General features: G+C 46.8%; 15 protein-coding genes. 3 read left to right on the forward strand and 12 right to left on the reverse strand.

What is annotated here, in order from left to right; genetic code table 11:
• Positions 1-200: 200 nt before the first annotated feature.
• Together NNL35_RS25155 and NNL35_RS25160 are read right to left on the reverse strand one after the other, a co-directional pair.
• On the reverse strand, positions 201-1,379 hold the full coding sequence (locus NNL35_RS25155) for an ROK family transcriptional regulator (RefSeq protein ID WP_006675004.1): 1,179 nt from the start codon (positions 1,377-1,379) through the stop codon (positions 201-203).
• Positions 1,380-1,572: 193 nt separating this feature from the next.
• Complete coding sequence (locus NNL35_RS25160; RefSeq protein ID WP_158000423.1) at positions 1,573-4,254, reverse strand: carbohydrate binding domain-containing protein; 2,682 nt, start codon at positions 4,252-4,254, stop codon at positions 1,573-1,575.
• A 314-nt stretch (positions 4,255-4,568) separates the two neighbouring features.
• Between NNL35_RS25160 and NNL35_RS30470 the strand changes: the two genes are divergently transcribed.
• The 3 genes from NNL35_RS30470 (at position 4,569) to NNL35_RS25170 (ending at position 7,243) form a co-directional block, all read left to right on the forward strand.
• A complete protein-coding gene (locus NNL35_RS30470) occupies positions 4,569-4,694 on the forward strand; it encodes a hypothetical protein (protein WP_274380343.1) in 126 nt (41 codons plus the stop codon).
• Positions 4,695-4,789: 95 nt separating this feature from the next.
• Positions 4,790-5,623, forward strand: coding sequence for a MerR family DNA-binding transcriptional regulator (locus tag NNL35_RS25165; RefSeq protein WP_006675006.1), 834 nt, complete (start codon positions 4,790-4,792; stop codon positions 5,621-5,623).
• A 93-nt stretch (positions 5,624-5,716) separates the two neighbouring features.
• Complete coding sequence (locus tag NNL35_RS25170; protein WP_254553841.1) at positions 5,717-7,243, forward strand: serine hydrolase domain-containing protein; 1,527 nt, start codon at positions 5,717-5,719, stop codon at positions 7,241-7,243.
• 59 nt (positions 7,244-7,302) lie between these two features.
• On the opposite strand, the gene NNL35_RS25175 is transcribed toward NNL35_RS25170, so the two are convergent.
• From NNL35_RS25175 to NNL35_RS25220, 10 genes are all read right to left on the reverse strand, one after another.
• Complete coding sequence (locus tag NNL35_RS25175; RefSeq protein ID WP_006675008.1) at positions 7,303-7,674, reverse strand: hypothetical protein; 372 nt, start codon at positions 7,672-7,674, stop codon at positions 7,303-7,305.
• A complete protein-coding gene (locus NNL35_RS25180; protein WP_006675009.1) occupies positions 7,671-8,132 on the reverse strand; it encodes a phage holin family protein in 462 nt (153 codons plus the stop codon). Before NNL35_RS25180 ends, NNL35_RS25175 begins: the two co-directional genes overlap by 4 nt.
• 91 nt (positions 8,133-8,223) lie before the next feature.
• Positions 8,224-9,981: a DNRLRE domain-containing protein gene (locus tag NNL35_RS25185; RefSeq protein ID WP_254553842.1), complete on the reverse strand. Its 1,758-nt coding sequence runs from the start codon at positions 9,979-9,981 to the stop codon at positions 8,224-8,226.
• 95 nt (positions 9,982-10,076) lie between these two features.
• The gene (locus tag NNL35_RS25190; RefSeq protein WP_254553843.1) at positions 10,077-11,291 is read right to left on the reverse strand and encodes a hypothetical protein; all 1,215 of its coding nucleotides are present in this window, start codon (positions 11,289-11,291) and stop codon (positions 10,077-10,079) included.
• Positions 11,292-11,905: 614 nt separating this feature from the next.
• A complete protein-coding gene (locus tag NNL35_RS25195) occupies positions 11,906-12,970 on the reverse strand; it encodes a hypothetical protein (RefSeq protein WP_254553844.1) in 1,065 nt (354 codons plus the stop codon).
• A 27-nt stretch (positions 12,971-12,997) separates the two neighbouring features.
• Positions 12,998-14,677, reverse strand: coding sequence for a hypothetical protein (locus tag NNL35_RS25200; protein ID WP_006675013.1), 1,680 nt, complete (start codon positions 14,675-14,677; stop codon positions 12,998-13,000).
• Between the two features lie 66 nt (positions 14,678-14,743).
• Positions 14,744-16,024 (reverse strand): hypothetical protein, encoded by a 1,281-nt coding sequence (locus NNL35_RS25205; protein WP_254553845.1) that lies wholly within the window; start codon positions 16,022-16,024, stop codon positions 14,744-14,746.
• A 236-nt stretch (positions 16,025-16,260) separates the two neighbouring features.
• The gene (locus tag NNL35_RS25210) at positions 16,261-16,755 is read right to left on the reverse strand and encodes a hypothetical protein (protein WP_254553846.1); all 495 of its coding nucleotides are present in this window, start codon (positions 16,753-16,755) and stop codon (positions 16,261-16,263) included.
• Positions 16,756-16,757: 2 nt separating this feature from the next.
• Positions 16,758-17,342: a hypothetical protein gene (locus tag NNL35_RS25215; protein ID WP_006675015.1), complete on the reverse strand. Its 585-nt coding sequence runs from the start codon at positions 17,340-17,342 to the stop codon at positions 16,758-16,760.
• Between the two features lie 9 nt (positions 17,343-17,351).
• Complete coding sequence (locus tag NNL35_RS25220; protein WP_254553847.1) at positions 17,352-17,963, reverse strand: hypothetical protein; 612 nt, start codon at positions 17,961-17,963, stop codon at positions 17,352-17,354.
• Positions 17,964-18,040: the final 77 nt, after the last annotated feature.

The raw sequence follows: 18,040 nt of genomic DNA on the forward strand, positions 1-18,040 counted from the left end.
CCTGTCCTGTCGCAGGCTCGATACCTGATTCACCTTTCATATCAAGCTATCCCTTCATGCTTTTTTGGAATCTTGGTGTTGTTTTTCGCTGGAGAGTTGTCTTCGGGTTGCTGCTCTTTATTTCTTGGAGGAGGTGTCTGAACCGCCCGAATGCAAAGCGGCAGGATGAAGTGAAAAGAGCGGATATCGTCGGTTGTGTACTACTTTTTTATATTTGCAGATGTTGAAAAAGCTTCGAGCGCGCAATGTATCGCCCCGATAAGTCCCGCCTGATCGCCAAGCGCAGCCATTTTGATCTGAGGAACGGAAGGTACCCAATCATTGAGCCATTGCCGGATGGCAGCGATCCCCTCGTCTCCGATATGAAGCATTTCTCCGCTCAGGATCAGCAGCTCCGGGTCCATGACGCTCGTAATATTGGCAATGCCATAGGTCCAGTGCCGGCAGACGTCGTCGAGCAGTCTCCGTGCCCCTTCATTTCCGCGGCCCGCTTGGTCGACGATCTGCCTCATCATGCTCGCGTCCTCGTCAATCGCAGGGAGGACGCCTCTGGCCTTGTCGCGGATCGCTCGTATAGAATAATTCCGCTCGAATACGCCGTATTCACCCTTGGCCTGCTTCCCGACGGGGCCGACGACCATATAGCCGATCTCGCCGCTCGCTTCCTTGGCTCCCCGGTAGAGCTGCCCGTCGATCATAATTCCGGCGCCGATTCCGGTACCCGCATACATATACACCAGATTGGAATGCCCGACCCCGACCCCTTTGTGAAATTCGCCAAGCGTCATCAGGTTCACGTCATTCTCAATCGCTACGGGCAGCCCGAGGATAGCCTCGATTTCCCTCTGCACCGGCAGCCCCATCCACCCCGTACTCGGAGCGTAGCTTACCGTTCCGGAGCTTCGCCGGGTAATCCCCGGCAGTCCCAATCCCATCCCCAGCAGCCATTCTTTGTGGAAGCCGCTCTCGTCAAGCAGGGCCGCCAGCCCTTGCTCAATGCTCTGGATGGCCGCTTCCCCATTCATCGGATGAGGCAGGCAAGTCGTGCGCTGGACTAGCAGTTCTCCTCGCAGATTAGCAATGGCCAATTGCAGGGTGCTGCCTTCGAACACCGCGCCGATGACGCCGTATGCTTGAAAATTATATTCCAGAAGAATCGGTTTTCTGCCGCCTTTCGATTCTCCGATCCCCACTTCGTTGATTAACCCTTCCGCAATCATCTCATCCACCAATGCGGAGACGCATGGACGGCTTAGCTCGGTTAATTTCGCCAAATCGGCTCTCGATACACGCGGATGTTCCCGCAGCTGATGAAGAATTCCTTCCCGGTTCATCTGCTTCACCAGCTTGGCATTTCCCGTCTGGCCCTTGCCAATCATTTCACTCCCTCCTTTCCGCTAGGCTGGTAGTTTGTTAAAGTAATTAACAAAGTTTGGATGCCTCCATTTTATTGTATCCGCTTACAATGTGTCAACCATAATTTTGCATGATCAGTTCATCTTATCTGAAAAAAAGCCGATGACGACGGTCATCGGCTGTTGCATCCTGCGCCAAGCAAAGGATAGCCCAGGGTTAGCGGGTTTGGCCCGTAACCTGAATTTTCTTGAGATTGGCTTGATCAACATAATAAATATGCTCGTTGCCCTGAGCGTCCTTGGCCAGCGTCATGAAGGCGATCTCCTGGAATGTGGTGCCGTTATCCTCGGACAGCGTGACATGCTCCAGTGTCTGCGGATCGATGACGGTAATCCGATCCGCCAGATCGATGTACAGCAAGCCGTCCTGCCCCCAATGCGGATGATACGGACGCCAGAAGCCGTAATTTTTCACATGCGGATAAATGTTTTTATAGTCAAGAACGCGATACGTCACCGGGTCCAGCTTGAAGATGATCCCATCGACGCCTCCCCATACGTTCCCGTCCGGCCCGATCGTCAAGCCGCTAATCATAACGGGCTGATCCAGTTCGGGAATATCCAGCGTAAATTCCGTGATTTTTTCTTTTTTGGCGACGTCCCATACGAACATTTTCGCCGTTTTTTCGGTTGCGCCGATGCCGAGCCCGCCAAAGACGGTGGTCGAACCGAATATTTTCCCGTCCTTATAGGCCAGACCGTTTATGCTCTGATTATGGACAATATTCCGGTACACTTCCTTTTGTCCCGTATCCGGATAGTAGAGCGTAAGCGCGCCGCCTAATTTGCCGTAATCGGGGATCGTGCCGATCATGATAAAATCATCCGCCGCCCGCATCACATAAGGCCGATCCTGTTCCGAGCCGATCTGGAATACCGCCTTCGCTTGGGGAACCGATTGTGTCGTATCCACCGAATAAATATGTCCTCCCGGATAAATGCCGAAATACATATCGTTGCCGTAAGCGACCATGCCCTCCGCCTGCCCGAGGCTGAATGTCTTGAACGTGTCGGTGCGCGGATCGAACTGGACGCCAACCCCGCCCGGATAACCGCTCATGTATACGTTGCCATCCGGACCGTTCTCCATATTGTGCAGCGGATTGGCCGAGCCCTGGACAACGGAAGGAAGGGTCTTGCTCGTCTCCGCGTCAACATTGAATACAGAGGTCTTGCCGTCGCGCTGCATCGTGACGAACGACTTACCCGGGAAGCCCGGATCATCGCGGAACTCGACCCAGGCAGCGCCGCGGAAGGAGGTGCCGTATCGCATCGAGGTCATCCGCGCTTCGAACGTGGTCAGATCGATCTCGGTGATGACCCCGTTGGCGGGAACATACACTTTGCCGTCCTTCGTCACGAGCTGGTTGAAGGAGAACACGCCTGCGCCCTGCGTGCCGCCAATGTTTTTGCCGACGACATGCGGCAGCCACTCTCCCCGATCGAGATCATAGAACAGCAAGGCCATCTGCGGATCACCGAACTTCACCAGCAGATAACGATCGACGATTGCCATATCGTAGGCGAACGGCACATCTGCGGGAGCGACACCAAGCAGCCCCGCGACCGGACCGGAAATGACCTCCTTCTTGCCGCTCTCCACATTGAGCTTGACGATTGCGCCCGTGGAGCCGATCCCCGCGTAAATAAATCCGTTGTCATAGACCATCGACCGCACATATTCCTGATTGTCCATCATGCGGCCATAATCGCGATAAGTTTTCGCTACGGGATCGTACTTGAATACTTTGCCTTGCTGGAAGGTGCCGCCATACACATTGCCCTTATCATCGGTGACAAGCGACCAGATCGATTTCTCGCCCGGAAGCGGTTCGCCCAGGCTGCTCACCGTCTTCGTCCGCGGGGAATAGCTCCACAGCTCTCCCCGGTTGCTGCCCGTCATAATCGCCGCGATGTAGACGGTTCCATCTGGGGCGATCGTATGGCGCCACACCGTATGAACCCCCTCCAACGGGAACGAGCGTAGCAGCTTGTTGCTCTCGACATCCACGACGCTGAACACGGCCGTATCGCCCTGGGCCGTCGAGTACATCGTCGCCCGCCCGTCCTCAACGCCGGCAACAGCATCGTTGATCGCTACCGTGAAGACAGGAATGCCCAGATCAACCGGCTGCGCAAAAGTTCTGCCCTTGAAGCTGATATCTTCGGCCGGCGGCTCGCCCGGCGATGTCTTCGGGTAGGTCACCTCAAAGTCATCATAATAGACTTCCGCCATCTGGTACTTGTTGACCGAGGCGAAAATGCGGGCCGTCACCGCATTCGCAGGCGCCTTGCCCGACACTTGCACCTTCTCCCATTCCCCGTAGCCAGATGACACATGCTGGAGCATATCGTCGCCGACCTGCTTGCCGCTGCCGTCATAATAGCGGAAAAGCAGACTGGCGCTGCCGCTCTTCAGCAGCATCATGACCGAGCCGGTATAGGTTATGCCCGGTTCGACCGTAAGCGGATCGCTCTGGACCGCGACGGCATGGTCGCGGCTCGTATCCGTAATCTTCAAGCTGCGCTTGCCGCGGTACGCTTCTTCCTTGCTGATCTCATGGCTGGCCGCGCCTTCCACGCTCGCGAATATCGATGTCCAGCCCGGGATCGAGTCCTTCGCTGTCTGCTGCTCGAAGCCGGGATTTTTCAGAGGCAGCGCCTTCGCCTCGGAACGGGTCTCTCCCTTGCCTTTATTGCCGGCAGCGGCCGCTTGACTCTTCGCCTGTCCTTCTGCTTCCGCCCCGGCGACAGCAGTGCCGCATGTCAACACAACCATCAGAACGGCCAACACGGCGCTTATTCGGCTGATATGTTTGCTTCTCCACGGTAACATCATTAATACCCTCCTCCATGTCTTAACTCTGATGCAGCGAATGCATTCGCATTAATTGTAAGCGTTATCAAAAATGCGGTCGGCCTAGACTTAAACCTCAATTTCCCGTTGCGTTCAACGTTGCCAATTACGCCTCAATACGAATCGTAGCTCTACGAAACTCCCCTGACTTCAAACTGCCGGTTTCCTGTCTTTTACCATGCTTTCACTTGCCTTCACCCGCAAGCCTCGACTCCCAGTGACCGGATCACCTCCTTTTTATCGATTCAAGTTCTTATGTAGTATACATGATGCAGCAAAAAATGGATCATCACCGAATGGAATGGAGAATTAGATTACAACTGGTTCATGATTTCTATATTACTTCGGTTGATGGCGATGTCAATTCGCAGGCGATTTATAGACAGATTAAAGACAGAGCGAAGCTGGTCGCTCCCATCTGACCGCTAGGTGGGGACGATTTGACGCTTACATCGTATTAACCTTAATAAGACAAAGAAGGTCTCATGCAAACGAATAAAGAAAGGGAATAATTACAATGAAATATAAAATAAGTATCGGTCAAGTAAGCAAAATGTATGGTATAAGCTTAGATACTTTACGACATTATGATAGAATCGGCATTTTGAAGCCGATCGTTGATCCCTCGAATGGTTATCGCTATTATTCTTTAGAGCATTTAGACCTGCTGGAATCAATTTTAGTAGGAAAATATTTGGAAACCCCGCTTAAAGAGATGAAACTTATTTTTCAAGAAGAGAGCATTCACAAGTATGTGGAATTGATTGAAAAACAAGAAAATACGATCCAGGAAAAGATCAAACATCTTCAGCAGTTAGAAGAATACACCGGGCAATTGAAAAAACTGCTATACGAGATTATGGATTTCAAAAACGATTATGATTTTGAACAAATGATAGCCGAGGACGTTGAGTTACAGCTTTATTTTATGAAATTACCTGATTTGCTTGAGAGATACGTTGAAATCAAGGATAAAGTCAGAGACTATGATGTAGAACATTATGTGATGTTTTATCGAACCAGCGAGGGAGAGATGGTCGAAAACGATGAGTATGCAATCTTCTCCATTCACCCGGAATACAAGAATAATATAAATGAAAACAATGTGTTGGATTTCGAGTTCAAACAATATGCCGGCAAGTATATTAAAGCAAGGTTTTACGGCAATAAAGAAGAAATGAAAAAGTACTTAAAACAATTCGCATCCTTTTTTCACAGCGATTGCAGCAACCCTGAAATAGTAGTTAAGTATGAGTTTAGCCTGCTTCATCGTGATTTACACCATGAATACTTTGCAGAAATCCTGTTACCCGTCCGATTACAAAATATCGATAAGCATCTTGACCCTTGAGTTACTCAAGGGTCTATTGTATTTAGCGAAGGAAAAATATAAAACACGTACTTCAACATGCCCTGTTCGTAGGTGAAAGGAAGGATTGGAAAAATGATTACTAATTTTCATGGAAAAAGAATAATTGCATTCTTTCTTACCATCGTTGTACTGCTTCATTTCAATGGAGCATCGGTGCATGCATTTTCAGAAAATGAAATCAGCAAGACGCTCCATTCGGATGAGATACAGACTATTATCTCGGAAGCAATGGAAGGAGATAAGGCTCCCGGAGCATCGATAACGGTGACAAACGGGTCGGAGGTCCTATATGAGCAGTATGGATTCAGTAATATAAGGGCAAAAACGCCGGTAACGGAGGATACATTATTTGAGCTTGGCTCAACAACAAAAGCATTTACGGCGTTGGCGATGCTGATACTTGAGGACGAGGGTGTCCTTTCGCTTGAGGATAATGTCTCCAAATATGTGCCCTGGTTTAACGTAAACTACAACGGTAAAAATGTCGAAATTACCATTGAGCAGCTGATACATCATTCGAGCGGCCTCCCCGAAAAAACAATAAACCGGTTCCCTGAGGGAACTTCGGATGACCTTCTGGAAAAAACGGCCCGTTTGGCAGAGGGGATGACGCTGGACTTTTATCCAGGAGCAGATTTTGAGTACGCCAATATCGGATATGACTTGCTTGCCTATATTCTTGAAACGGTAACGGGCAAAAAGTATGAAGACGTTGTACAAGAGAAAATTTTACGCCCGCTTGGAATGAATAACAGCTATTTCAACCTTGATCAAGCAAACCAAACCGGCCATATGGCCCAGGGATACTTGCCGTTTTTTATGAGAGCGGTCGAATACGATGCCCCGAGATATCAAGGTTCGTTAGCGGATGGATACTTAATTACCTGCGCAAAGGATATGGGGCGCTGGCTGAATGCCCAATTGGGCAGAGGCGATGTTCCTGAACAGCTTGCACGTCTTATTGCGAAATCTCACATGATTAATAATGAGATCGTGGTGGGGCATTTTGAGGGGAAACCTTTGTATTACGCCTACGGATGGATCGTATCGAAGGACGGAACCTATATTACCCACAGCGGAGCAAACCCAAGCTTCACTTCCAATATAATCATTCTTCCAAAAACAAAATTAGCGATTAGCGTACAATCCAACAGTCCGGGAAGCCAGACAGTCAACATTTCTCAGGCTATCTTAAAGTCTCTTCATCATGAGCCGTTACCCGAACTTTCATTCAGCCACGGTGGCATAGATAAAATCTCCAGTATAAGTATGATTATCGTGACTGTACTCATTATTGCTGCGGCCGTACTCCTGCTTACGATGAAAAAACGTATTTGCGCAAAGAAAAGAATCCATTTCAAAAAAGAAAGATTGATGTTTTTCGCAAAATTGATTCTGGGAATTTCATCTGTACTACTACTGGCGATATGGCCCAATCTGATAAACTATTCCTTTTATATGATTCGAGTGTGGATGCCATTCACTCTTCTCATTGCCAACGTATTGTGTTTTATTCTGTCAATTTTGTTGTTGGTTTCGTCAATTATAAGATTCAAGCTGGTAAAACAGATAGATGCAGTACGGGAATCCGTACTTTAAGGACGGGACCAGTGTCAGCTGGAAAAACTCGCCGGTGACAACAGTCACCGGCGAATTCGTCATTGCACGGCAGAGATGTGCTCCGTCTCGCCCCAGATCACGTCTCGCGCGCTTCCGCCAAAGCCATCGATAACATGGTCATCCGATGTGTCGGTATGCTCAAGCACAAGCACGCAAATATGCTTGTCCTGGCGGTTGCCGCCCAATCTGGCGATGACGGGCGCTTGAGCGTGACGCAGCGCTTCATTGACGGGCTCGATCAGCTCGGACGTAAAAAGCTCCAGCCTCGTCGCATACGTTCCTTGGGGAATGCTCGCCTCGTACTCGACACCGTCCACCTGGAAATTCAGCGTGTTATTCGTGCCCTTAATGACAATCGGTTCGGTATGCAGGGCCACCGAGCCCCATACCTGCGTTCCTCTGCTGCTCATTTGCTCATCCTTCCTTTCTGGTTATTGTCCTGTTCATGTTGCCGCTGCTGCTGTTCCCTCGTTTTCAAAATCGCAATAATCTGCTTGATCTGTGGCGGCAAAGGCAGCCCAATCCGCCCGTAGTTCTCGGCAATGCTGATCACCTCATTGGAAATGTAAAACCATATCGCCCCGTACATGAGAAAATCGCTCTCCAGCGCCACATCGGCGCGATGGGCGAGCAGCACGACAACGAACATCAGGCCCTTTTTGGCCAGTCCGGCAAAGCCCTTCTTGCTGCTTAATCCGGCCTGCGGCATCCCTCTGGCCGCTTCCATGACGGAGGCAGCGTAGCCGCTGATGTAATCCATGAGCGCCAACAGCGCCAAAAACTCAAGCAAGCTGCTCCCTCCCCCATACATGTAGCTCATCAAGCCGCCGATGAATCCGATACTGCTGTTCACTATTTTTTCGTACACCCGATCCCTCCTTACTCATCGACAGCCATCTCATCTCTCCAGAAAAAGAAAGAGCCATCCGGTGAAGGACGGCTCGCAATATGGGTTCCTGCTACAAAATATAATAATATGCGCCGCCTGCGCTGCCGACGGTAATGACACCATTCAAATCTCCCGCATCCCGCTGTCGGATCAGGGCTGTCGCAGGGCAGTCCTCCTCCGCAATGACCCTTGGCGCGAGATAGCCGTGAAGATCCGGAACGCTGACCCGAAGGGCGCCCTCCACCTCATCAATCGCGTGAACGACAAGGAAGGCCTTCAGCTCCGACGGCAGCTTAATCATGAGCGTGCTGTCCAGCGTGTGTTCATGCTTCACATAGAGATAGGTCTCGATCGAAGACGCATGCTTCACATCCAGAGCGACTGGAACTTCTGGACGGGACGCCGCAAGCGAGGCGCGATGATCCTCATAGTGCGGCACCTCGATCTGGCCTGCCATCTCCCGCTCACCCAGCGCCCGAATCGTCAGCGCCGCATGCATGTCCGGCTTGGATACGATTGCCCGGGACTCGATATCCGAATCCCTTCCATCCCGAATGCTCAGGCTGGCTGCTGTATCGCCGCTATGCTTATGATATCGCGACACTTCCACATACGCAGGCAGAGCAGGGACAGAAGCCGTAATGGATGATTCCGGCCCCTCGGATTCCTTCTTCATAACCGTAAGGGAGCAAGCCAGGCTTATGTTCGGATCGACCGTGATGCAAGCGGGCTTGTCCGGAGTGCTGGCCGCCATGATCACCCTGCGCTCGCTTGCCCCGTCTCTCCGAATCGTGCAGTTGGCTTCCAGCTCCGGGTGTTCACGAATCGCTACCGTCAGCGCTGCCGGGTGAACCGGCCTGGACACGAGCAGCAAGCCTTCCTGCCATTCGAACATCGGATCGGCAGGCTGATGCACATAGAGCGTCGCTGTCCGATCGTCCGCGCCGCGGTCGCTATGGACCGTAAGGCTGGCTCTCCGCTCGGATCCTCCAACGCCGTAGACGAATACGGAGGCGTCGATCGCGCTTCTGCCGATGCTGTACACTTGGTTCGGGATATAGCGGAGCTGGAGCACGGGCGGCTTGTGAGATTCCCTCGTATAGAATGTGACCGCGTAATCGTCTTGCGTTTTCACAATAAATCCGAAGTTGTCCAGTTCCCCCTGAAGCCAGCGCTCGACGATGCGAAGCACATCCACCTCAATGCAGCGCTCTGCCGGGTGAAGCGTGTATTCATCCGCGAGCAGTTCTACCGAGTGGGGCTTGTTCGCGTGGGTAATCCCGAGCTCTCTCCAAATGCTGTGCGGCTGATGCAGCTCAATGCTCGTCCCGACCGGGAACGCGCCGGCATAATAGAGCTTCATCGTCGCCTTCTCCAAGCGGTACACATCGGGGAGCAATTCATTCATTGGACCGAAATGAATAAAGGACTCGAACGATTCATTGCTGCCCTGTCCCGTAACCATGCTCTTCATATCGCCGTAATTCAGCGTAACGAGCTCCGGATCGCTGCGGGTCGTCGAATCGGCCACCGGAGGCAGACTGACGTCTTTGCGCGGCGTCTCCAGCAGCTCCACCCGTCCAGCGAGCCGGTTATGGGGCCGAACCTCGATCGATGCAGGCAGGTAGCTGGAAGCCATCGCTTCGATCGCTGCCGTCACATCCTCATTGCCCCGGTACTTGATATCCAGGACGATCGTCAGCTCCGCCTTTCTCGGCACCCTCGCGGAGACCGTGGCGTCTATCCCCTCTCTCACCCGGGTTGCCGATACGAGGGCGGCTTCCACCTCGCTCCTTCCGGAGCCATACAAATAAAAAGCCCCTCTCATGCGGTTGGAAGGGGATGGTTCGTCTACTATTTCGTTTCGTAATCTCTCATCTTCGTGAATCGTAATCACTTCCAATCTCATTGTATTGAGACTGTCTATATCCGATTGGCATAGGCCCGAATCTCGAAGCGGCCATCCGGCGTCGGCTTGGCGTCAATCTCCGTGGCAATCCGGACATAAAATTCAACCGTGTCTCCATGATGCAATACTTCACTGTACAGCAGACTATCGACGGGAATGAACGGGCTCGACTTCCGGGACAGCTCGATCGCGACGCCATCCGGGAGCGACTCATTCACCGTCTTCAACGTCAGATTCGTAATCGAGTAGCCCAACTGGTTTTTGACGACGACCTTCTGATCCAGACTGGTCTGCCCGGCAATCAGCATATCGAAATCCAAGTATTTCAGAATCCCGCCGAACGTATCGGAATAATAATTCCCCGTCTCGTCCATGAACATCAAGCCGGAGTAGCTGCCGATGAACTTCGTCTCCCAAGACTCGGTCTCGCCCCAATAATCCTGATATTCGACGCGAAGCTTATTCTCCCGATTGAACACAATATCCCGCTCCGAGATCGACAGATTAATATCGACCGGAGAAGCGGCCAGGCGCGTGAACTCCCCATTGGCCGGAAAGTAAGGTTTATCATTCAGCAGCACCCTGTACTGAACTTTTCCCTTATCGGCATCATCCAAGCGGCCGGTTAACTTGTTGCCCGTCATCTTGAGCTCAATCGATGCCTTTGTATTGAGAAGCGTTAGCGACAGGTCCTTCACCTTGACGTCGTCCAGAGCAGACCTCGCCAACAACCGCGTATGATCCAGCTTCACTTCCTCTTCGCGATGAATGCTATCGTCCAAATAATAGCCAATCCGAAGCTGGCTGCCCTTATTTTGGAAGTTAGCCTCTTTAATTTTTCCAAGCGCTTTGAAGCTCATGCCCAACTCGCGCACCTTCGCCATATCGTCCACATTCACCGATTTCCATCGTCCATTTCGGAACACTTCCCACGTCACGCCGCCATCAAACGACAAAATAAACCTGCATCGGCCCTCATAAGCATGGACAGGAAGCTGATTGGCAATGATAGCCAGAAGACTGCCATGCAGTTCAAAATCGCTCGGCTGCACGACAAGCTGCTCAAACGGCAAAGCCTTCATATCGATGCGCAGGGGGATATCCCTATAAGTCTCGGTGAAAGACTTCACCTTGTTGCCCTCCGGCACATATGTCACGATTTCGACTGTGGGAGAGAGCTGGGCTAGTTCCCCCCACGCCTCCGGCGGGATGATGGAGAGATCGGTCATGCCGTGTTGGGCGAATACTTGCGAAGATACCGGAGGGCTTATGACTTCCCATCCAGTGTCTCTGTATGTTCGATACCCGCCATTGTTTAATTGGATTAAACTCTTATTTGGAGTTATGCTTTCCGCATACCACTCGTTGAAAGCTACATAATTTCCTACCGGAGTAATTTTATATTTCCCTGCTTCCAAGTTCGGGCATAGAAGATACCAGTTATTAGTCGCTGTAGTATTGTAGACGCCAACATCCTCATACTTTTCCCCATCCGACTTTTGCAGCTTTATTTGTTTACCAGCACTCCCCCCACTGTCCGAATAGCTGCCACCAACAGCCCACAAATTACAGTTTCTACTTATAGAAAAATCTATAAACGAATCATAATAAGTGGACATCCCAGCCGCATTGTAAGTACCTTGTTTACTTATGATACCATCAAGCAACGCAGAAACATTGGATGCATAATTAGGGGTATCTACTGACGAGCATCTGAAGCCTGTAATATCAATTTTGACCTCATCTCCTAAATCCGGCACATTAGGTTTTGCATTACCTGCCACAAAATCAGCTCCTTTCAATAATTTCGCAAAATAAAAGAGACAGCCCTTTGATGACTGCCTCACTTAATATTTAAAGTCCCTTTTGATAAATCCACCGTTACACCGTATAGATCTCCATCTTCAATTTTTTCTTTAAGTTTTGGTTTAAGCTCCTCTTGAACCTCCGCCTCTTCCTCCATTGTCCATGTCACCAATTCGAAATCTCCATCCAACTCATCCAACGGCGAGTAATTATGGCTGATTTCAAGTTCAGCTTCCGTCTTATCTGGATCGTCTGTATAATATAGGACATTGAAGCTGTCTCCAACCTCATCGTAAAAGGTGAATGGTTCGGTTTCTAAGGTGATGGTTGAATCTTCTTGCTCAGGATTATCGGTATATTCGATTATTTTTATCGTTTGATCATCAAACTCTTCAGCAAGGGTGAAGGGTTTGGTGACGATGTTAAAGGAGGCTTCAGGTTTATTTTGATTCTCTGTGTAATAACAGAGTTCAATTTCACCGTTAAATTTAGCCCAAGCGGACTCTGGAATTGAAGAAATATCCTCAATATTAATGCCATGTAATAAGTAATCTTCTTCAGTTGGAACTGAGTTTCCTAAAAGTTCCCATGATATACCATCATATTTATAATAACTACTATTATTTTTAATCAATATCTTTTGTTCATAAAGCAGCTCATAAAATGCTAACTCATATATCCCCCAAGAATTGCTTCCATACCTAGATTTAACTCTAATTCTAAACTGCATATATGATTTTATTACTTCTGGCAAGTAAAATTCTTCAACTTTATTAGGTGTAATAACGAAATCATTTACTTCATGAAGTACATCATAAGTTGCAAAATTATCATTGCTCCCATGTATTTCCCATGATCTCACACTAAGGTAAGTTTTGTCTAAAATAATTGAATATTTCTTTACAAGGTGTTTAGTTGGAAACGATAAACCTAAGTGATCAGGGAAAGGAGGATAAAAAATTGAACTTCTATACCCCGTATTAGGGTTGCCGTCAAACACACGGAAGGATTCGGAATCGCTTGTTTGTGCCTTTATTATTGACACGCCATCAATGACCTGATTATTATTATTAAACTTAGGTGTTATATTAACATATTTCATTTCATCACTCCTTTCTAAATAAAAGCATCATTCAATTGACACTTTCTTGATAGGAATTTTTGACGTGTCGATTTTTTGCATGAACAACCTTCCATCTCCCAACACAGAAGACTCCATTTTAATAAATGATTTTTGAGCAAACTCTTCTTCAAAATCTATAGCAGTAGATTTGCCCATTCCATGATTAATAAAATTTTGTTCGTCTGCATTTGGGATATATTTAATTCCTACTGAATCAAGGACACTATGATATGATCCGTCTTTAGATTTAATTAAAGACTTTCCTCCGATATTAGCCAGAATAATCTTATTCACTTCATATTTCTTCAAATCAATTTCATGCTCAAATATTTTTCCCTCATTTGCATTGCTTTCTTTATTGGATATTAGCCGCACCTTACCATAATTACTTTTAAGAGTTTTTTCCGTTATTTTATTCATTCCATATTTGGCAAAGTATCTTTCATTAATTATGGGAACATACGAAACCGTACTATCACCACTATACATCTTTAGTTCATTGATGCCCGTATACCCTGTATGGCCATTGTTGGCAGTCCAATTTAAGCGGTACATTTTAAAAGATTTTGGGTTGTAAATGAAGTAATCCTTATCTGTATTTATGGTAGTCCATGTTTGATCTTTTTGCGTATCTAAAATATGCCACCTTTCTCCATCATTACTGCCTTCAAAAGTCCAATCTTTCGGCATAGTAGTAAGCACACTAGAGTTACCCATGCTTCGTAATACATATTTAAAAATAGGAATTGGTTGAACAAACTCATATCCCAAATATCCAACTCCGCCACTTCCACTTTTAGAGCAATAACCATCATTATCATCCGCTTGATTAAATGCGTACCAAACATCATATGAAGAACTCCATACGTCTTTAGCAAATGCGCGTCCACTAGGAACTGTATTTGATGTCATTTTAGGAATAGCTGTTAGCCTATCAATTTTATTCTCAAATGAGAGATACTTTCCTTTTGCAGTTTGAATTAAAAACTTGTTTTTTTTCCATGCAAATTCGCCATAATATACTCCAATCTCATCATAAGGAACCTTATAATCCGAATCATAGATAGGAGTACTCGTGATTATATTATTACTTTTATCCCAACTGCTATTGTTTGTACTGTATCCACTAGTGAACGCGCCATAACAGTTAGTCAGTTCAATAATTCCCCAATCAGTTCTTAGTAAATTTCTAGTCAGGCTAATGTTTATGCAATTGTATAATCTGAGTGATCCACCACCGGGCAGAAAGACCGAATAATCATTTGACGGTATATTAGCCATTACAACATTATACATATTCCAATGAAATCCATAGTTGTTCAGATTATATTGTGTTAAAGCAGCGTTCATTGTGAAAAGTAGCTGTACAAATTCAAGTGTAAAAGTGTAACTGCCACCGGTATTATTGCCTGAATATAATCCTACGATTTGTTTCAAAGTCGTTCTAGCTTTATTCCCTAAAATAGTTACTCTACAATTTGAAAATCCATCCGATATATCTCGCCCAAACGTATACTCGCCATCTTCCAGTTTAATAAGACTGTTTTTATCCTTTGGTATGACTTGCAACAGTTTAGACAAAGTTTTATATGGTTTTGTAACACCATCTCCTGAAGCGTCATCTCCATTAAGAGCATCTACAACATATTTTTTATCATAAGTAAAATTATTCCATACTATCGCCATGTTACTCACCATCCCATCTATATAAAGCCGTTATTCAATATAAAAAGAAGTAGAACCAATTCGATTCTACTTCACATCAATTCCATTAACATCAAAGTATTTCTTGTAATCTACCTTTACTTTGAACAGTCTGCCTTCACCCAGTATAGAGGGTGTCATAGGAAAAGAAACAAGTTGTTCTTTTCTATCCAGCACAGATAAATCACTCATACCTTCATTCATAAAAGTGTTTTTTGAAGGTAAAGTTGTTGAAATTGGTCTCCAACCATTGTTGTATGTTTTATAAGTGTTGTTGTGAACAAAAATATTTCTAATATACTTTACTGCTAAAAGTAGTACAGGTCTAAAGCCTACTACACTTCTAGTGTCTTTCGGATTTTCATATGAAAGGCTGGCTCCTCTTACTGTGCGCATTTCTGAGTAATCATGCCAAGAACTACTTGTCCACGAGTTCATATCTTTGAAGTTCCAAACTCTATTGTCACCTGCACTAATTAAACCTTTTAAATTACTATTTACAATATATTCATCCCATTCATTATCTTTACCGATTCCAATTCCACCTTCTATCAACCTTATAGTGGCTAAACAATCTTTATCCAATAGAACAGGTAATCCACTGCCGCTTGCTACTCCAGCACTATTTAAGGTATTCCATGAAATTGAATGTTGTAAATTTCGATCAGCGATCAATTTCCATCTCCCAAGATGATCCTTATCGACACAGATGAAATAAAAATCACCATTTGGTGTAGCAGATGATGTTGTAGGTGCAAGGAAATCCGATGTTTCTTTGCCTAGCCCAGAAAACGTACCAAAGGAGTTAGGTGCTGCTTTGTAATGGCATCTAATTTTTTTTCCTATTCTTAATTTTGCAATATCATTAACTTCATCAAAATGGAGTAGTTGTCCGTTATCATCAATGTCTATCGCATCAAATCTAAAATCAAATCCAGCAGAATCAGTTGGCTTATTTACTACAGCGACCTCCACTGTATGCTGTTCGTATTTTAACCCTAGCTTTTCATATGATAGTATTTGAGTTGTAAACGCTGGTGATCTTGCACTAAAATATTCCACAATATTTCCGTCAATTTTTATTTGAATTTTATCTGAATAAGTATTTGAATGTGCAAGAATTAATCTCATTTTTGTACCTACAAATGAAAAAATAAGTTTATTATGAGATTCTTTTGTGTATGAACCCGTAGCTGCCCCTAGGTAATGGTCGTTATGATTTACTTTTCCCCAACCTGCATCCGGAAAATAGGTAATTGCACCGTCACTATCATCATATCTCTTCCAACCGGTTTCTGGGTGCTTTATTTGCTCTCCAACTTTAGCCATTTTATTCTTTACCTACCTTCTATCCTTTATATTCAAACACGGGACGGAAACCAGTAACTTTATCTGAACTTTTAGTAGAATAGTGATACGGATTTAAAAAAGGATCCTTATGCATGAGTGCTCCTCGTATAATTCGACGATCAGAATTAACTCCAGGCCACAGCGAATTAATCCCATTTACAGGTGTATCTTGACACCAAAAGAAAAGACTATTGTGGTTCCACACATGAATATCATTAGGTGTTATTCCCGTTCAGATTTGATAATCTTATATACTTGTCATATTCATTATTCGTTGGGAACGCGCCATAAATAGAGTGTCTATCATTTTCGTTTGGAATAATTTTATTTCCATCTTTATCTGCATAAGCAACGCCACCAGTAAGTGAGCGTATAGCTCCCGAAATATCACTGATACCATCCCAACCTTTCACAAATACCTTTGGTCTGCCTTGAATACATTTATGCTGATTTAACACATTCCAAGTGACAGAGACTTGTGTTACTCTATCAGCAATCAATAACCCTTTGTCTACTTTGATAAAATAGAAATTACCACTCGTTGTCGGGTTTTCAAGCGGCAGTTCCTCCCCGGGCGTATTTAAAGACATACTTGTAACACTTTGTGTAAAATTATTTGTATTATAAGACCAATAACAACAGATATAATCCCCAATCTCCATATCCTTTACATGTTTTCTCAATTGTCCCGTAGTCGCTGGAACCGGCATCCTTATCCCTCCACTCGTAACGAATCAATCCTCTTCATCTTCCCATTCGGTATTCTCTTCCTCAAAAGAACGCCCTCGTCTTTCCAAGACTCGTCCCTCTCGTACTTATAGCGATAGTGCTTTTTCAGCTCCAGCACGCCCTCGTCGGAGTTGACCCATTCGTTGGTGTATTTGGCTGTCTCGGTGAAGTCGTCTACGGTAAAGGCGGCGGCGTGCAGGGCGGGGATGAATTCGATTTTGAGCTGAGCGTATTTGGCAAAGGGGGCGCTGTCGAGATTGCCGGCCGTTGTGTCGATGGCTGCGTATTCGGTCCAGGTGATGCTGTCCGCAGAATATCGGATGTACAGCTTATAGTCTGCCGCACCCTTCACGTCTACGGTCTGTGTCATCCGTTGAAAGGCGGCGAACCGGTCCTGGATGACGATCGGCAGGGACTCCCAGGAGCCGGAGGGAGCGTAGACGATGTTTCCTTCGTCGTCTTTTTTGAGTTCCTTCAATTGCAGTTTGCCGTCTTTTATGGCGGTGTTCGTAAACGTGCCTGCTGCCAAGTCGACAGGAATGATCACTTCATGCGTTGCGTTTGTCATCGAATCACCTCATCGTATCGTCCAATTGATTTGCCCGGCATGCTTCGCCTTCAGGGGCGCTTGCATCTCGTCCACCAGCAAGCCGTTTCTGCGAATGTGCAATGTGCCGTCCAGATCAATGTCTGACGTTATTTTAATCTGCATGAACGCCGCATCATTATAGGGAATCGAGAGAATGCATTGAAAATCGATGTTGGCGTCGTGGAGCTGCATTTGTTTTTTGTAGCCGATATTGTACTGGGTAATCGAGTCGGAGAAGGCCCCTGCCTTCCCGCCCGCCGTGAACAGCTTGGCGTCGGAGACGGCGTTTTTGTACGTAATTATGTCGTTGTACAGGAAGGTCCGCCCGGTCAGCGGATAATCCCGCGAGGAGGCCGAGTAGGATAAGGACAGCCGATGGCCGTTCATCGTGAAGACGCCGTTGCCGACATCGAAGTAGATTTGCGAGCCTTCCCCGATCAATCCGAACCGGATCAGTTTGGTTTTGTCTATATGATAAAAGCTGTTTGCTTTTCGGTTGTCGAAGTTATATTCAGCGAGATGCGAGCCGTCGGCATATTCCGCCACCCAGATGAACGACTGGGCGACAGGCGAACGCGTTATGTTCTTATGAAAAATCATGTGCAACCTCCCATTGTATTGTGAGATAAATATTTCCATATAGCAAAACAGACGGGACCCTATCGGCCCCGCCTGGA

This window comes from Paenibacillus dendritiformis (assembly GCF_945605565.1).
GTDB classification, from domain to species: domain Bacteria; phylum Bacillota; class Bacilli; order Paenibacillales; family Paenibacillaceae; genus Paenibacillus_B; species Paenibacillus_B dendritiformis_A.